General features: G+C 44.4%; 15 protein-coding genes. 7 read left to right on the top strand and 8 right to left on the bottom strand.

Features of this window, described 5'->3' with window-relative positions:
- From groL to B3V56_RS09405, 3 genes are all read right to left on the bottom strand, one after another.
- On the bottom strand, positions 1–1,631 hold a 1,631-nt coding region (gene groL, locus B3V56_RS09395; protein WP_289284212.1), incomplete at its 3' end, for a chaperonin GroEL.
- Between the two features lie 46 nt (positions 1,632–1,677).
- A complete protein-coding gene (gene groES / locus B3V56_RS09400) occupies positions 1,678–1,968 on the bottom strand; it encodes a co-chaperone GroES (RefSeq protein ID WP_007143920.1) in 291 nt (96 codons plus the stop codon).
- A 115-nt stretch (positions 1,969–2,083) separates the two neighbouring features.
- A complete protein-coding gene (locus B3V56_RS09405; RefSeq protein ID WP_273178396.1) occupies positions 2,084–2,557 on the bottom strand; it encodes an FxsA family protein in 474 nt (157 codons plus the stop codon).
- Between the two features lie 218 nt (positions 2,558–2,775).
- Here B3V56_RS09405 and B3V56_RS09410 point away from each other — a divergent pair, with 218 nt between their 5' ends.
- Complete coding sequence (locus B3V56_RS09410; RefSeq protein WP_273178397.1) at positions 2,776–4,161, top strand: OprO/OprP family phosphate-selective porin; 1,386 nt, start codon at positions 2,776–2,778, stop codon at positions 4,159–4,161.
- Positions 4,162–4,250: 89 nt separating this feature from the next.
- Complete coding sequence (locus tag B3V56_RS09415; RefSeq protein ID WP_289281410.1) at positions 4,251–6,065, top strand: GGDEF domain-containing protein; 1,815 nt, start codon at positions 4,251–4,253, stop codon at positions 6,063–6,065.
- A 5-nt stretch (positions 6,066–6,070) separates the two neighbouring features.
- Here the strand turns inward: B3V56_RS09415 and B3V56_RS09420 are convergent, their stop codons facing one another.
- Positions 6,071–6,505, bottom strand: a complete 435-nt coding sequence (locus B3V56_RS09420) for an arsenate reductase ArsC (RefSeq protein WP_284452221.1) — start codon at positions 6,503–6,505, stop codon at positions 6,071–6,073.
- Between the two features lie 164 nt (positions 6,506–6,669).
- On the opposite strand from B3V56_RS09420, the gene B3V56_RS09425 reads away from it, so the two are divergent.
- Entirely contained in the window at positions 6,670–7,344 is a 675-nt protein-coding gene (locus tag B3V56_RS09425) for a TIGR04211 family SH3 domain-containing protein (RefSeq protein ID WP_284452220.1), read from the top strand.
- Positions 7,345–7,416: 72 nt separating this feature from the next.
- Here the strand turns inward: B3V56_RS09425 and B3V56_RS09430 are convergent, their stop codons facing one another.
- Genes B3V56_RS09430 through B3V56_RS09440 form a run of 3 tightly spaced genes read right to left on the bottom strand, consistent with a single transcriptional unit; the run spans position 7,417 to position 10,333 of the window.
- Complete coding sequence (locus tag B3V56_RS09430) at positions 7,417–7,935, bottom strand: HugZ family protein (RefSeq protein WP_286303529.1); 519 nt, start codon at positions 7,933–7,935, stop codon at positions 7,417–7,419.
- Positions 7,936–7,945: 10 nt separating this feature from the next.
- Entirely contained in the window at positions 7,946–8,329 is a 384-nt protein-coding gene (gene hutX, locus B3V56_RS09435; protein ID WP_286303528.1) for a heme utilization cystosolic carrier protein HutX, read from the bottom strand.
- Between the two features lie 9 nt (positions 8,330–8,338).
- Positions 8,339–10,333 carry a TonB-dependent hemoglobin/transferrin/lactoferrin family receptor gene (locus tag B3V56_RS09440; protein WP_289281411.1) on the bottom strand — a complete coding sequence of 665 codons (1,995 nt, stop codon included), beginning with the start codon at positions 10,331–10,333 and terminating at the stop codon, positions 8,339–8,341.
- Between the two features lie 216 nt (positions 10,334–10,549).
- On the opposite strand from B3V56_RS09440, the gene B3V56_RS09445 reads away from it, so the two are divergent.
- Genes B3V56_RS09445 through B3V56_RS09460 form a run of 4 tightly spaced genes read left to right on the top strand, consistent with a single transcriptional unit; the run spans position 10,550 to position 14,979 of the window.
- Positions 10,550–11,353: a heme/hemin ABC transporter substrate-binding protein gene (locus tag B3V56_RS09445; RefSeq protein WP_289281412.1), complete on the top strand. Its 804-nt coding sequence runs from the start codon at positions 10,550–10,552 to the stop codon at positions 11,351–11,353.
- Positions 11,354–11,369: 16 nt separating this feature from the next.
- Complete coding sequence (locus B3V56_RS09450; RefSeq protein WP_286306097.1) at positions 11,370–12,410, top strand: FecCD family ABC transporter permease; 1,041 nt, start codon at positions 11,370–11,372, stop codon at positions 12,408–12,410.
- A gap of 7 nt (positions 12,411–12,417) precedes the next feature.
- Positions 12,418–13,185 carry a heme ABC transporter ATP-binding protein gene (locus tag B3V56_RS09455; RefSeq protein ID WP_289281413.1) on the top strand — a complete coding sequence of 256 codons (768 nt, stop codon included), beginning with the start codon at positions 12,418–12,420 and terminating at the stop codon, positions 13,183–13,185.
- A 9-nt stretch (positions 13,186–13,194) separates the two neighbouring features.
- Entirely contained in the window at positions 13,195–14,979 is a 1,785-nt protein-coding gene (locus B3V56_RS09460) for an ABC transporter ATP-binding protein (protein ID WP_289281414.1), read from the top strand.
- Between the two features lie 32 nt (positions 14,980–15,011).
- On the opposite strand, the gene ilvD is transcribed toward B3V56_RS09460, so the two are convergent.
- On the bottom strand, positions 15,012–16,865 hold the full coding sequence (gene ilvD / locus B3V56_RS09465; RefSeq protein ID WP_289281415.1) for a dihydroxy-acid dehydratase: 1,854 nt from the start codon (positions 16,863–16,865) through the stop codon (positions 15,012–15,014).
- Between the last annotated feature and the right edge of the window lie 67 nt (positions 16,866–16,932).

A 16,932-nucleotide genomic window follows, 5' to 3' on the forward strand; every position in this document is an offset into this window, starting at 1 on the left:
ATGCCGCCCATGCCACCCATGCCGCCCATATCAGGCATTGCAGGTGCATCTTCTTTTGGCAGTTCAGCGATCATCGCTTCTGTTGTCAGCATCAGGCCAGCAACGGAACCTGCATTTTGTAATGCAGTACGAGTGACTTTAGTTGGGTCAAGAATACCCATATCAATCATATCGCCGTATTCACCTGTTGCCGCGTTGTAACCATAGTTACCTTTACCTGCAACAACTTCATTCAAGATAACAGATGCTTCAGCACCCGCGTTTGTAGCGATTTGACGTAAAGGCTCTTCCATTGCACGACGCGCAATTTTGATACCCATGTCTTGATCATGGTTGTCACCACGCAGTTCGCCCAGAGAGCTTTCTGCACGAACAAGAGCAACACCACCACCAGCGACGACGCCTTCTTCAACCGCAGCACGAGTAGCATGCAACGCATCTTCAACGCGTGCTTTCTTCTCTTTCATTTCCATCTCGGTAGCCGCACCAACACGGATAACAGCAACACCGCCAGCTAATTTAGCGACACGTTCTTGCAGTTTTTCTTTGTCGTAGTCAGAAGAAGATTCAGCGATTTGTGTGCGAATTTGTTCAACACGTGCTTGGATTTCATCTGCACGGCCAGCACCATCAACGATAGTGGTATTTTCTTTGCTGACAGTGATTTTCTTCGCTTGACCTAAGTGATCCAAAGTCACTTTTTCCAGGCTCAGACCGACTTCTTCAGAAATCACAGTACCACCAGTCAGAACAGCGATATCTTCTAACATCGCTTTACGACGGTCACCAAAGCCAGGCGCTTTAACAGCACAGACTTTCACGATACCGCGCATATTGTTCACAACCAGTGTGGCTAAGGCTTCACCTTCCACATCTTCAGAAACGATCAATAATGGACGGCTAGATTTCGCGACAGCTTCTAGAGTTGGCAGCAAATCACGGATGTTTGAGATTTTTTTGTCGAATAACAGCACATACGGATCTTCCAGTTCTGCTGTCATAGTTTGTTGGTCGTTAACAAAGTATGGAGACTGGTAGCCACGATCAAACTGCATACCTTCAACGACGTCTAATTCGTTTTCAAAGCCGCTACCGTCTTCAACGGTGATAACGCCTTCTTTACCGACTTTTTGCATGGCTTCAGCAATAATTTTACCGATTGAAGCGTCAGAGTTAGCTGAAATAGTACCGACTTGAGCAATCGCTTTATCATCATCACATGGTGATGACATAGTACGCAGTTGTTCAACCGCAGATTGAACTGCTTTGTCGATACCACGTTTCAGATCCATGGGGTTCATACCAGCAGTAACGGCTTTCATACCTTCACGCAGAATAGCTTGTGCTAGAACTGTCGCTGTAGTTGTACCGTCACCAGCAGCATCAGAAGTGTGCGAAGCCACTTCTTTTACCATTTGGGCGCCCATGTTTTCGTATTTGTTTTCCAGTTCGATTTCTTTCGCGACTGAAACACCGTCTTTCGTGACGGTAGGTGCACCGAAGCTTTTATCTAAAACAACGTTGCGACCTTTTGGTCCCAGTGTGACTTTTACTGCGTTAGCCAGTGTATTCACACCTTTAACCATTAACTGACGTGCGTCTGCACCAAATTTGACTTCTTTAGCAGCCATTGTAGTTATTCCTCTTATTCTTTAATAAAGCAAATGAATCCAGGGATTAGCCTTCGATAACAGCAACAATGTCATCTTCACGCATGACTAACAGTTCTTCACCGTCAACCTTAACTTCAGTACCGGCATATTTGCCAAACAGTACTTTGTCACCCACTTTTACCGCCAAAGGGCGAACTTCGCCTGAATCTGTAACCTTGCCATCACCTGCAGCAAGAATTTCACCGCGAGATGGTTTTTCTGCGGCGTTATCAGGGATAACGATACCGCCAGCGCTCATTGTTTCTTCTTCCATGCGACGAACAATCACACGATCATGAAGGGGACGAAGATTCATCTGTATTTCCTCCGAAAAAATGTCTATTAATGACTAACTTAAATTGTAGGGAACTCATAGAATGGGGTTACAAAACCCGCTTTCAAGGGGGCTAAGCAAAAAAATTTAAAAATTTTTATCGAAGATGATGTTTATCATCGTCATCGACCACTTCCCCATCAATCACATCACCTTCACGATAATCTGATCGATAGCGTTGTTGTGAAAAAGCATCACCACGCTTTTGTGTGTAAAAAATACGACTATTCTTGGCTAATTGTTTAATCACACTCTGCCTGACGGCTGGCACTAGTAGCAAAAAACCAAAGGTATCGGTGACAAACCCGGGCGTTAGTAACATCGCCCCAGCGATAACCAAGCACACCCCTTCCAACATCTCTGTGGCAGGAATTTGGCCGCTGGCCATGGAGCTTTGTGCTCGTTGTAATGTTTGAAAACCTTGTAAACGAAGTAAAAACGCACCTAGAACAGCGGTGGCCACCACCATAAATATAGTCGGTAATGCACCAATCACATCGCCAACCTGTATCAACACATAGATTTCAACGATGGGGATAATTAAAAAAATCAGTAATAAAATTCGAAACATAGGACGTCCAAAGGCATAGTTATATAGATGGATATTGGTGCGGTTTTCCTTATTTCAAGGCCTGATCGCCATTGTCGCTTAAATACAACAAAAGTCAGCTTTTGTATCAATGTCACAAAACTGTAACGTTTTCTTCATCATGCTGAAACATAACAAGCCTAAGGTGTGCGGGACTTCGGCTCTTACCGAATTGATAAACCAACCTAGAGGATAGTCCCTTGAAATTGAAAACAACATCTTTATTAATTGCCGGTACCTTGTTTGGTGCAGCAATGTTGCCTGCTCAGGCAAACAACGAAGCGATGGCTGACCTGTTAAAAGTCCTTCGTGACAAAGGCACCATCAGTGCAGAAGACTACAACATGCTGAAAAACGCTGCAGCAGCTGATCAAGAAAAAACTGAAGCTGCTCAAGCTGAAGTGAAAAAACAAGTCGCTGAAGCAACTGCAGATATGCCAAAAATTACCACTGATGGCAAGTTAGTTGTTGCAGACAGAGAAGGTAACTGGGAATTCCAACCTATCGGTCGTGTGATGTGGGATGCCATCTCTGTAGACAATGATGGTTTATACGATGGTACTGCAGGTGTAGGTGATAACGAAGGTCGAGGAACTGAATTACGTCGTGCACGTTTGGGTTTCCAAGGTTCGATTTATGACTGGAGCTACAAATTTGAAGCTGACTTTGCTGGCGGTGATGCATCAATTAAAGATGCTTATGTTGGTTACGGCAACAAACTAAACGACAGCACCAAATGGGGTGTAAAACTTGGTCAATCTCACATAGCTTTTGGTTATAACACTAAAGCTAGCTCTAAATACATGAGCTTTATTGATCGCCCATTCTATGCTGATTCAGCTTTATCACCTGCTCGTGAGAGTGGTGTTGCATTCCAGTTGAATGACAAAGATTATCGTTGGTTATTAGCATCATCTTTAACAAGCGGTGAAATCGACGGTGGTGAAACTGATGTAGATGATGCAGATACATGGGCAGTTCGCGGTTCATTCGTACCATTTATGCAAGACAGCAAACACATGTTACAAGTTGGTTTGGGTTATTTGAACCGTGGTAACGGTGATGGTTCATTCCGCTACCGTCAACGTGCTGTTAGCCACATTACTTCAGAGCGTCCAATTGACACTTCTGTAGCAGATTATGATGGCTCAAAAGCATTCACAGCTGATGTTTTAGGTATCTACGGCCCATTCCACGCTTTAGCTGAATACGTAGACTACACAGCTGAAAGTAACTCAAACTCAGATCAAGAATTCACTGGCTATTCAGTTGAAGCTGGTTACTTCCTGACGGGTGAATCTTACAAGTGGAAAAAAGGTTATAACTCTGGCGTTTCACCTAAATCTCCATATGGTGCGTGGCAGTTAGTTGCTCGCTTTGAAAACATTGAAACCGAAGGTTTAGTCGGCGGAAGTGTACAAACTGAAGACGAAGCAGATAAATTTACATTGGGTGTGAACTACATTCCACGTAAAAATATTCGTTTAATGCTGAACTACGACAAAGTTACCGATCTGACTGTCGATGGCGCAAGTTCAGATGCAGAACCATCTGCACTTAAATTCCGTGCGCAAGCATTCTGGTAGGTCTTAACACTGGAAAGCACTGATAAAAGCCTCACCCCAGGGTGGGGCTTTTTTCTGATTAGGAGATATTAGCAAGAGAAGATAAGACGATGACACAAGAAGAATTACACCACTATCACTCATTACAGGAAATTCTCAGTCATGGACGTCTGACAGCTCTGTTTCAACCCATTATATCTCTACACAACCAACAGATTTTTGGTTATGAGGCACTGATTCGTGGTCCGTCTGATGGCCCACTCCATTCGCCTGTGACCTTATTTGATACTGCTCTCAAGCATGATTGTTTGGCTGAGCTGGATTTACTCTGTCGAGAAACGGCGATCAAACGCTATGGTCAACTCGGCCTGAAAGAAAAACTCTTTATCAACACCACGCCTGTCGCCCTTCTGGATAACAATTATCCACATGGATTGACTTTACAATATGTTGAAATGGCGGGCTTATCAGCAGAACAAGTCATCATTGAGCTCACTGAACAGTATCCGATTGATGACTATGAATTAATGCGAACAGCCACCGAACATTATCGCGATATGGGTTTTTCGATTGCGATTGATGATTTGGGTGCGGGCTATTCTGGCTTACGCACCTGGTCTGAACTCAAGCCTGATTTTGTCAAACTGGACCGCCACTTTATGCAGAATATTCATGAAGATCGGCAAAAGCGCCAATTTGTGCAGTCCATGATTGATATTGCTCAAAGTATCGGCTGCCAGGTGATTGGTGAAGGCATTGAAGTTCGTCAGGAATATATCACCGCACAAAGTCTGGATATGCGCTTTGTACAAGGCTATTACTTTGGCCGTCCTAATCGTAATCCACAAAAAGAACTCGATAACAGTCTGTTTGCCCAACGCAAAGAAACAACGATACAACGAACAGGTCGTCCAAGAGCGAATACCCTTGTTAGCAGCTTGCTGACAGATTTAGATCCGGTCAGACATAACGATACCATTGAGCACATTTCTGATCGTTTTCAGAAAGCGTTAAAACTGAATGCGTTGCCGGTTGTTGATGATAATAATCGTGTCGTGGGTATCATGTGGCGCGATGATTTTATGACACTTTACGCCAGCCGTTTTGGTCGTGAACTGTACGGAAGAAAACCCATAAAAGACTTTATGGATAAAAATCCCATCGTCGTTGAAACTGAGCTGCCATTGAAAAAACTCAGTTATCAAATCACCAGCCAGGAAGCACATCACCAGCACAGTGCCTTCGTCATAACGGAGCAAGGCCGCTATCGCGGTGTAGGTAGTTTGATGGACTTGCTACGTCAGATTACCGATATGCAAATCACCATGGCTCGCCATGCCAACCCGCTGAGTGGTCTGCCAGGAAATGTGCCATTAAGTGAGCATACCCGTGAGATTATCGAGCAAAATAGGGATGTCACTGTCTGCTATTTTGACTTGGATAACTTCAAACCCTACAACGACATTTATGGTTACGGTAAAGGCGATAAAGTGATTAGCCTCACAGCTAAAACGTTAACTGAACATGTCGACCAGGAGATCGACTTTGTCGGGCATGTGGGTGGCGATGATTTTATCATCTTGTTTGAAAGTAAAGACTGGCGACACCGTTGCCAAAAGATTCTGGAAGCATTTGAGGCACTTTACCCACAGCTATACAATTTGCGTCATCTGCAACAAGCAGGCATCAATGCGGTTGATCGCCATGGCAATGAAACCTTTTATTCACTGCTTAGCTTATCGATAGGTGCTGTGCGCATTTTAGACTTCCCGAATATCCAGGCAGAGATTGATCTGACCGAATATGCCAGCAAAGCAAAATCAATGGCTAAGCGAATCGCTGGAAACAGCCTCTATCAGCTAGAGGCGACAGAAAAAAATATGAGTAATCAGAAACCGAAGATACGCTTGGTCACGGAGAAATAAACGGCTTAAACTGCCGCTTCGTAAGCAACCTGTTCGAGTACAAACTCGACACGCTGACGAACTTTCTCACGTGTTTCGCGGAAGATGGCCATCACTTCCTCTTCACTACCCCGCAGCTTGGCCGGATCAGGCAAAGGCAGATGCACCTTAACTGTATGCGGGCTGAGTAGAGGGCACTGCTCTTCAGCGTTATCACATAGTGTGACTAACAAATCTGCCCATTCCAGCATTTCACCATTCACACGAATTGATTCCTGCTGAGAAATATCAATGCCGACTTCAGACATAATTTTGATGGCACGTTGGTTTTGTCCATGTGCTTCAATACCAGCCGATTTAATTTCAATTTCTTCGCTGGCCAAAGCTCTTGCCCAACCCTCAGCCATTTGTGAACGACACGAATTGCCAGTACACAAAAACATGACTCTAATCTTTTCCATTTCTAACCCTTTCTTTATAGCAGGCCGACCTTAACAAACCAATATGACAACGCCGTTACGGCAACATAACATTCTGATTTATTGTTAATTCCTAATTCAGACTTGAAGCGAACAGCATCGCTTCTGTTAAAATGCCTGTTTATCAAAGAATAAAGACGTCCATTGTGAAAAAACTGATCGCACACATCCTCATCTCAGCGGCACTGTTGACTCCCGTCCTTGCTCAAGCTCAAACCACACGTTACGTATCTGATAAGCTCGAAATCACCATGCGGAATGGTCAAGGCGTGAAGTTCAATATCCGTAAAATGCTCGAGTCTGGTACACGACTCGAAGTACTGGAAACGGATCCAGCAGGTTATTCAAAAGTCAGAACGACAGATGGCGTTGAAGGCTGGGTGTTAACCCGTTATCTGACCAACACACCGAGTGCTCGTGACCAACTTGAAGCCAGTCAAAAGCGTGTGGCCAATTTAGAACTTGAAATCGCTAAATACAAAGAAGAAATTTCATCACTCAGTAATCAAAATTCTGACGTTGATACACAAAACATGTCGTTGAAAGAAAAATCACAACGTTTGAGCAAAGAACTGGACGACCTCCGTCGTACCGCGTCAAATGCTGTGGCTTTAGATAATGAAAACCGCCAGCTAAAAGAAAAGCTGCAAGAAATTGATCATGAGAACCAGTCATTAGTCATCGAAAACAATGCCTTAAAAGATAACAGTACCCGAAGCTGGTTCCTTATTGGCGCCGCTGTTTTATTCGCAGGTATCTTGTTAGGCATCATCCTACCGCGCCTAAAAGTTCGGAAAAAGGATAGCTGGGGCAGCCTCTGATAACAGATTATTATCTCGTCAATAAAAAAGGACGCATCGAGCGTCCTTTTTTTGTTTCATACAACCAGTCTATCAAGCACGTTTTTTGTGTCCATCTCTCAGATGAGACAAGCCTTCTCCAGCTAAAGAGCCACCATCAATCTGATACGCCTTACCAAAGCCTTTCACATAACGGCCACCGATAGGATTCAGCTTAAATAACTTAAAGTCACTCAATTGACTTAAGTTTTGTATGCGATCGCCATGACGATCGGTTAAACACTGAATACCCACATCCCAGTCTGCAGAATCGACAGGCAATAGTTCTGTGGTCACATTGTACTGAACACGAAGACGAGCAAATAACTCCGCAGCAGAATCTTCATCTTCAATAATTAATACTGAAGCTCTAGGGTGATGCTGCAAGTTTTTAGCGTGAACTGCGATTTCACTGATTAATACATATAAACAATCTTCTCCCACCGCGAAGGGCGCGTAGGAAGCATAAGGTTCATCTTCTTCGGTTAATGAGGATAGCAGCAAACTTTTTCTGCTGTTGACCATCGCCATAATCTCTTGACTGATTTTCTCTTCTAACCCTTTATTATTCATTACTCTATTCTCACTGATATTGTTGTTGCATGGCCAGAAAACGTTGTTTTTGTTCTGCTAACAACTCGCCTTTTTCATCTCGGCCAAGAAAGACTTTAAAAATCACCTCGCCCTCGGCATTTTCAAAAACAAACGCGTAACTCTCTCGGCCACGGTGCTGTTTATCTTGAAAACGAATATGGTTTACTAACTTAAGATTTAAGTGTCCATGAAAGCCTGGCACCGGACCTGATAAATTATAAAAACCTTCCGCTACAGAGCCTTTCGGAAAAGGCCCCATAAACTCAAACACACTGCCGCCATGCAATACGATGGTCGTCATAGTACCCCAATCAGCCAGTTGCTCGAGTAATGCTTGAGCCTGCTCACCTGGCATTGTTACTTCATTAGACATAGCTGCTCCTTAAAAATCATACTTCACGCCAAGACGAATATCTTTGCCCGGCATATAGAGTTGTTGAAATGCGACACGATAGTGTTGATCAGTCAAATTATTCACAGTCAGATCAATCGTTAAGTTTTTAACATCTTTCGATGTCCAGCTTGTGTAGAGATCCACTAATGTATAGTGCTCATAGTCAGTATTGATATCATTCGGTCGATGCTTCTGACTTTCAATCCGCGTTAGCCTCAAACCTGTTTTGAGGGTATTTTTAAGCCAAGCATTATTCATATCCAATACCCATTTATCTGCAGGGATTGTCGAGATGGCTTCTCCCGTATTCTTATCTTGCCCCCTGGTTTGGCCATAACTCAATAGGGCATTGAATGTATTCAATTGATAATTCATGGCTAGCTCAAAACCTTGCAACTCTGCCTTATCAATATTTCTGTAATAGGTATTACCTGGATTGGGAATAGGGAAAAAGACCGGGTCATCAACTCGTTGTTCGATGAAGTTATCTACATCGTTATGGAAAATATTAGCGTTTAACGTTAATGAATCAGACGATTTCAACACATCAGGCATTGTATATTGAGTCATTAACTCCCAGTTTTGAGACTCTTCTGGCTTCAAATCCGAGTTTGGAAGGAAGGTATTACAAAATCCTGGCCCCATACAAAAGTGCGTTCCAGATGTATAGAGCTCTTCGGATGAGGGTGCTCTAAAAGCTTCATCATAACGTAATGTGACATTTAACAGATCGGTTGGCTGCCAAACTAAAGCAGCAGATGGAGAAAACGCATTATCACTGTGTTCTTCGTTTAAGTTTTCTGCTTCTGTTTTGAAATAATCATAGCGTGCGCCTAACTCCACATGCCACTTCTCTGCTACAGGAAGATGAATCTCTGAAAAGGCCCCCCATACATCGGTCGTTGCCGTTGGCGGTAATGGCCTATCGACACCACCGCGATCTGCATTTAATTTATCCTGATATCCATCCACCCCGTAGATAACAGCTATGTCACCAAACTCACTACGGTTATGAATATTCATTCCCACTGTCCGAATTTCAGTGTCATCAAAGCGTCCATCCGAAGTCCGACTTTCATCCATTTTAGTACGATCCCAATACAAAGTAAGCTTGGTATTCAACAACGGGTTGTTAGGATTGTATTGATAGTCAAATGACGCTTGATCTGTCTGCGTTTTTCTATCTATCAAGAAGTTTGATGTGGAAACATCTGCTGCCCCATTTGATGGAATGCCACCGTAATTGTACGAGCGACGAAAGTTAAATGTCGCCATCTGATCGTTATCGATAAACCAGTCCAGCTTAGCTAACACACCTTTGTCGCGATTTGCTGAGTTTTGCAGATCATCGCCATTCCCCAGTTCCAAGTCATTGCCATCACGATAGTAACCCGATAGCAGAAAATCAACATTGCCAAAACGACTAGCCAAAGCACCGGTTGTTGTCCACTTATCACCGTTTGATTGATAACCTTGTTTCACAAAGCCGCCCAGATTATCTCCATCCAAGAGATCAGCCGCATGAATAGTATTCTGTGACACAACACCACCTAACGCACCTGACCCCCATAAAGAACTGCTCGGCCCTCGAAGTACCTCAACATTTTTTAAGAGTGATGGGTCTAAAAAATACGTAGGTCGATGACCTGATTCAAAATTCTGTCTAACCCCATCAATCAATTGCAAAACACGGTTTCCACCCAAGCCACGGATATTGACTCCCTGAACTTGTTCACGAGGGCCACCAGTTAATGTGACATTAGGTAAATAGTTAATAACTTGAGGAACAGAAGTGGCTTGTTGTCGTGCAATATCATCCTGACTGACGACACTGATGTTACGGCTTGCACTATCACCGTCAGTGTTTCTTGTTGCTGTGATAGTGATTTCATCGAGGCTTTGTTCCGCAGCGATGGCTGCGCCACCGCTTACTGTTAATAAAACAGGCACCTGCATTAGCAAGGCTAACTTTCTTAATTTCATCGTAATTGTTCCTGACTTAAAAAATATGTCGAGAAAATTACCACTTAACGATAATGAGATCAATTATCATTTACATATAGATTAACAATTTATCAGATATCAAGTAGAATGCGATTCGTTGTGTATGCCCATTTCACTTTAACTAACATATCGACTGAACTTTTTATGATGAAGAATAAAAGAATCCCTTCTCTTTTCTGCGCTCTATGGCTTTTAATGCTGACTTTGCTCACAGCCCCAAGCAGCTATGCGGACTCTAATAATTCCCGCCTGGTCAGTGTTGACGGCAATGCCACTGAGATTTTGCTCAACCTGGGATTGGAAGAGCATATTGTGGCTGCAGACTTAACCAGTCAGCCCTTGTTATCTCAGCCAGTTGAGAATTTAGGTTACCATCGGACATTATCAGCAGAAGGATTGCTCCAGTTACATCCTGATTTAGTTATCGGTAGCAATCATATGGGGCCAGCCCCCACTATCGCGGCCCTCAAAAAAGCACATATTCATGTACTCCAACTTGATAGTCCAACGACATTGGAGCAGCTTGAAACAAATATAACGCTGTTAGCATCTCGGCTAAATGCAGAATCAGCAGCGCAAACACTTATCGAACAGCTTCAAATAAGGCAGTCAGCCTTGCTAGAGAAACAGCTCGCACACAAGCCAACTGTAGTATTTCTGCTCGATATTGGTGAGCGTGGTTTATCCCAAGCGGGCAGTGACACCACTGGCGATGCACTCATAAAACTACTGGGCGGTAAAAATATCAGCCAGTTTAGTGGTTACAAATCCATCTCAGTTGAAGCTTTATTAGCCGTCAACCCGGATATTATTCTGGTTGGTAGTCGTTCTGACAGCTTGGATAGCGCTAACAAGCTCGTCAAACGTCAGCCATTACTGCAACATAGCCAAGCGGCTAAAAATAATCAGATAGTGAGTGTGAATGCAGCGACCTTAATTGCCGGGCTCAGCCTCGGTGCTCTGGCGGAAGCTGAACGACTGGCAGATAAACTCTACTAGCCATCGACTCGTGACTATGCCCTACCAATCGCTATTCCGAAAGCTGGCGTGGCCAGTTCTGATCAGCCTGCTTGTCATCGGTATTATTTTATCTCTGACATCTGGCCCCATGAAGTTATCAAGCTGGCAGAGTTTGTTAACTGTCTGGGACGGTTTATTCCATACCGATCTTAGCCGTCTAAATGACTATGAGAAGGTCGTTATCTGGGATCTTCGCTGGCCTCGTACGCTGCTAGCTTTGTTTATTGGCGCCTTATTGGCCATCTGTGGCGCCGTCACACAAGGCTTGTTTCGAAACCCTTTGGCTGATCCAGGCATCATTGGTGTGTCTTCTGGTGCAGGGCTTGGGGCGGCACTTGCCATCGTAATATTTCCCGTAAGTTTCTCAGTTTTTGCCACACCTGTAGCGGCTTTTGTGGGTGGGTTAGTCACCAGTTTATTAGTGTATCGACTGGCCCAATCCAGCCAAGGAAATACTTCCGTGCTTATTCTGTTATTAGCCGGGGTCGCGGTCGCCGCATTTACCGGTGCCGTGATTGGTTTTCTAACATTTATTGCCAATGATCAGGCATTACGCGATTTAACTTTATGGGGCATGGGTTCCTTAAATGGCGCCACACCTTTTATGTTGTGGTTATGTGCTGGCTGTTGCCTGTGCTTGATACTTTTCTATCAGTATTACGCCAAAGCCCTGAATGCCTTATTGCTGGGTGAAGCTGAAGCGGCACATTTAGGCATCCATACTGAACAACTCAAACGCCAACTCATCATTGCGACAGCGATTGGCATTGGTATTGCCGTCTCTGCCTCAGGCATTATTGGCTTCATCAGTTTGGTTGTGCCTCATCTAATACGTATGACATTAGGCCCAGATCACACACGCCTATTACCTTTATCTGCCATTGCAGGGGCGGCCCTGTTATTACTGGCTGATGTGGGAGCACGGGTCTGGCTCGCTCCAGCCGAACTTCCGGTTGGCTTAGTGACAGCATTGATTGGCGCACCCTTTTTTGTTTTTCTTCTATTACAGCAACGTCAGCGCTTAAGTACATTGTAGGATGACGATGACCAGTTTAACTTTAAATCATCTCAACATTGCTCATGGTGGACGCTCCATTCTCCATATCGAGCATGCTGATGTTGAGCCGGGCGAGTTTATTGCCGTGCTGGGCCCTAATGGCGCAGGAAAAACCAGTTTATTTCGTGCCATTACTAGCGAGTGGAAACCTAGCTCAGGTCATGTTTTTTTGCATGATAAAAATGTAAATGAATGGTCTCGTCGAGAGCGTGCGAAACACTTAGGTATTTTGCCCCAATCATCACAATTAACCTTTCCCTTTAGTGCAAGTGAAGTCGTGGCAATAGGTGCGACGCCGCTGTCTCTATCTGCTGATGAGTTAGCTCAGCAAACACGATTTTGGATGGAAAAAACCGATACCTGGCAATTTGCAGATCGCTTTTTTACCAGTCTCTCTGGTGGAGAGCGGCAACGCGTGCAGCTAGCGCGAATATTACTCCAGGTATCACAAGCCGAAAAACCACCTGTTGTTTTGTTGGATGAACCCACATCAGCACAAGACTTAGGTCAACAGCATCATTTATTACAACTCGTTCGTCAGCTTAGTCATGAATCACAATTCTCGATCGTGGCCATTTTGCATGATCTTAACCAAGCAACGCGTTATGCCGATAAGATTTGGTTGCTAAATCAGGGTAAAATGTTTGCTCAAGGTTCACCACAGGCGATATTAACACCTGATACCGTCAGTGCGGTCTGGGGTTATGTTCCTGAGAAACTGATCACTCAAGCAGGAAACAACGTTCTAATTTAATGACTTTATATGACTGACAAAAGCAGCTATGAGCTGAGCGGCATCCTCAAGCAAGCCCTTCTGTACAAAAAGCATCTCGTCAAAGCCAATATCATCGCGCTTCTGGCGACACTCTGTGCCGTGCCTGTTCCTCTATTATTGCCTCTGATGGTTGACGAAGTGTTACTTGAAGAGCCAGGCCCAACCGTCGCCTTTATTCAGCAATTCAGTCCCGATAGCTGGCATGGTCCGGTTTTATATATTTTGGCTGTGTTGTTATTTACATTGGTATTACGTGTGGCATCGGTCATTTTGAATGTGGCTCAGTCACGTTATTTCACCCTTATTGCCAAACGCATCACCTTCAGGATTCGTCAAAAACTGATTAAACGGCTGGGTAGAATTGCCATCAGCGAATATGAAACTCGAGGTAGCGCCGGCATTGCCTCACATTTTGTTACCGATATTGAAGTGATTGATAATTTTATCGGCAATACCATCAGTCGATTTATCGTAGCAACGCTGAGTATTATTGGTACAGCAGTGATATTGCTGTTTTTACACTGGCAACTGGCATTATTAATTTTGTTTATGAATCCGCTGGTGATCTATTTCACTATGGTGGTGGGTAAACACGTCAAGGAGCTTAAAAGGAAAGAAAATTCTGCTTTTGAAATCTTCCAACAAAGCTTGACCGAAACATTAGATGGTATTCAGCAAATACGTACTGCTAACCGAGAAAAACACTATCTGCTTCGCGTCATTGATAACGCACGTCACGTTAGAAACCATGCCTCAGAGTTTGCCTGGAAAAGTGATGCCGCAAACCGTTTTTCATTTGTGATCTTCCTGTTTGGCTTTGATGTATTCAGGGCTGTCAGTATGTTTATGGTGATTTTCTCTAATTTAAGTATTGGTGAGATGTTCGCTGTCTTTGGTTACCTCTGGTTTATGATGAGTCCGGTACAAGAGATTCTGAATATTCAATATTCTTTTTATTCTGCCAGCGCAGCGGTTTCACGGCTGAATAGTCTGTTCAGCATGCATGAAGAAGTGCGTTACCAAAACGACGTAAATCCATTTGTAGATGGACAACCCAGCAGTATTCGCATTGAGAACCTGCACTTTAAATACGGCGATAATAATAAAGTGCTCAGCGGCGTATCCCTGAATATCCAAGCAGGTGAAAAAGTCGCACTGGTCGGTGCTAGTGGTGCCGGAAAGTCTACCTTAGTCAATGTGTTATTAGGTTTATATCCAGCTGATGATGGCATGGTATTTTTTAATGATGTACCCGTGAGTAAAATTGGCCTGGACACGGTTCGTGAGCACGTATCCACAGTCTTACAAAGCCCCGCTTTGTTTAATGATACCGTGCGTCAAAACATTACGATGGGACGTCAATATTCTGATGATGCTATCTGGGAAGCTATTCGTATCGCACAGATAGAAACCGTCATCCAAGACCTTCCAGAACAATTGGATACCATCATAGGCCGTGATGGCGTGAAATTATCGGGTGGACAACGTCAACGTCTGGCAATTGCACGTATGGCTTTGGTGAATCCAAGCGTGGTTGTTTTGGATGAAGCCACTTCAGCCTTAGATAGTGATACCGAATTTCAACTGCATAATGCTTTAGAGCAGTATCTGGAAAATCGGACAACCATTATTATCGCTCACCGTCTCAGCGCCGTGAAACAAGCCGATCGCATTATCGTATTTGACGGTGGAGAAATTATTGCGGAAGGCGACCATGATTCATTGATTAATCAGGACGGTTTGTACCAAAAACTTTACGCACAACAGATATAAAAAAGCCCGGATAAACCGGGCTCATTTATTTTCTATCGACGCTTGAGTTGTTCAACATCCCGAACAGCCCCTTTCGCCGCTGAGGTAGTCAATGCGGCATAGGCCTGAAGAGCTAGGCTCACTTCACGCTCACGCCCAACGGGTTTCCAGGCATCATCGCCTTTCGCTTCCATAGCGGCACGACGATGCGCCAGCTCTTCGTCGCTTATCTCAACATTGATCTTACGGTTAGGAATATCGATATGGATGATATCGCCTTCCTCCACCAAGCCAATATTCCCGCCTTCCGCCGCTTCAGGTGAAGCATGACCAATAGATAAACCCGATGTACCACCGGAGAAACGTCCATCAGTTAATAAGGCACAGGCTTTACCTAAACCTTTAGATTTCAGGTAGCTGGTGGGATACAGCATTTCCTGCATGCCTGGTCCACCTTTTGGTCCTTCATAGCGAATGAGGACAACATCACCTTCTTTGATATCCCCTCTTAAAATAGCTGCGACAGAGTCATCTTGAGACTCAAAAATGCGTGCCGGACCAGAGAAAGTCAGAATAGACTCATCCACACCGGCCGTTTTCACAATACAACCATCTTCAGCTAAATTGCCATACAACACGGCCAAGCCGCCATCTTTACTATAAGCATGTTCGACATCACGAATACAGCCGTTTTCACGATCCAAATCCAGCTCTGGCCAACGGCAGTTCTGACTGAAGGCTTCCTGTGTTGGAATACCAGCAGGACCGGCGAGATAACGTGTTAATGCAGGCTCGTAGTCTGTGCGTTTGACATCCCATTGTTTTAAACCTTCACCCATGGTTTTGCTGTGAACTGTGGGCGCATCAGTATGCAATAAACCACCAGCCGCTAATTCACCAAGAATAGAAATGACACCACCAGCGCGGTGTACATCTTCCATGTGGTATTTGTTGGTGGCAGGCGCGACTTTACATAAATTCGGAATTTTACGTGACATGCGATCAATATCAGCCATAGTAAAGTCGACTTTGGCTTCATTCGCCGCCGCTAATAAATGCAGCACGGTATTGGTTGAACCACCCATCGCAATATCTAGGGCAATGGCGTTTTCAAACGCCGCTTTTGTCGCAATAGATCGCGGTAAGACATCCACTTCATCATTCTCATAGTAGCGTTTAGCTAAATCGACGATGCGACGACCTGCTTCCAGAAACAGTTCTTTGCGATCCGCGTGTGTAGCAAGCAATGAACCATTGCCTGGTAATGATAGCCCCAAAGCTTCCGTCAGGCAGTTCATTGAGTTAGCTGTAAACATACCAGAGCATGAACCACAGGTTGGACAGGCACTACGCTCAACCTGTTCGACATCCGCATCACTGACATGCTCATCCGCTGCCTGCACCATGGCATCCACCAAATCCAGCTTGACGTCTTTACCAGCGAGTTTTGTTTTACCCGCTTCCATTGGTCCACCAGAAACAAAAATCACCGGAATATTGAGTCGCATAGCGGCCATTAACATGCCGGGTGTGATCTTGTCGCAGTTTGAAATACAAACAATGGCATCCGCGCAATGGGCATTCACCATATACTCAACAGAGTCGGCGATAATGTCGCGCGATGGCAAGCTGTAAAGCATGCCGCCATGTCCCATAGCGATACCATCATCCACGGCAATGGTATTGAACTCTTTTGCGACACCGCCCGCTTTTTCAATTTCGCGCGCAACCAGTTGGCCAAGATCTTTTAGATGAACATGTCCGGGAACAAATTGTGTAAACGAGTTTGCAATAGCGATGATAGGTTTATTGAAATCATCATCTTTCATTCCTGTCGCCCGCCACAGTGCGCGAGCGCCAGCCATATTTCTACCCGCGGTAGATGTTCTTGAACGATATTGAGGCATGCGAAATCTCTCCAAAATCTGTTTTGCCCCACGTAACCCTTAGATCACATGGTAATAATCTGATAAA

The organism is Methylophaga sp. UBA2513 (assembly GCF_002341285.1).
GTDB classification, from domain to species: Bacteria; Pseudomonadota; Gammaproteobacteria; order Nitrosococcales; family Methylophagaceae; genus Methylophaga; species Methylophaga marina.

Bases quoted from the DNA above. Each gene is read 5' to 3' on its own strand.
- B3V56_RS09445 (WP_289281412.1), top strand. From the start codon at position 10,550: ATGCTGACTTTGCTCACAGCCCCAAGCAGCTATGCGGACTCTAATAAT.
- B3V56_RS09455 (WP_289281413.1), top strand. From the start codon at position 12,418: ATGACCAGTTTAACTTTAAATCATCTCAACATTGCTCATGGTGGACGC.
- B3V56_RS09440 (WP_289281411.1), bottom strand. From the start codon at position 10,333: ATGAAATTAAGAAAGTTAGCCTTGCTAATGCAGGTGCCTGTTTTATTA.
- B3V56_RS09415 (WP_289281410.1), top strand. From the start codon at position 4,251: ATGACACAAGAAGAATTACACCACTATCACTCATTACAGGAAATTCTC.
- ilvD (WP_289281415.1), bottom strand. From the start codon at position 16,865: ATGCCTCAATATCGTTCAAGAACATCTACCGCGGGTAGAAATATGGCT.
- B3V56_RS09420 (WP_284452221.1), bottom strand. From the start codon at position 6,505: ATGGAAAAGATTAGAGTCATGTTTTTGTGTACTGGCAATTCGTGTCGT.
- groES (WP_007143920.1), bottom strand. From the start codon at position 1,968: ATGAATCTTCGTCCCCTTCATGATCGTGTGATTGTTCGTCGCATGGAA.
- B3V56_RS09450 (WP_286306097.1), top strand. From the start codon at position 11,370: ATGCCCTACCAATCGCTATTCCGAAAGCTGGCGTGGCCAGTTCTGATC.
- B3V56_RS09430 (WP_286303529.1), bottom strand. From the start codon at position 7,935: ATGAATAATAAAGGGTTAGAAGAGAAAATCAGTCAAGAGATTATGGCG.
- hutX (WP_286303528.1), bottom strand. From the start codon at position 8,329: ATGTCTAATGAAGTAACAATGCCAGGTGAGCAGGCTCAAGCATTACTC.
- B3V56_RS09405 (WP_273178396.1), bottom strand. From the start codon at position 2,557: ATGTTTCGAATTTTATTACTGATTTTTTTAATTATCCCCATCGTTGAA.
- B3V56_RS09460 (WP_289281414.1), top strand. From the start codon at position 13,195: ATGACTGACAAAAGCAGCTATGAGCTGAGCGGCATCCTCAAGCAAGCC.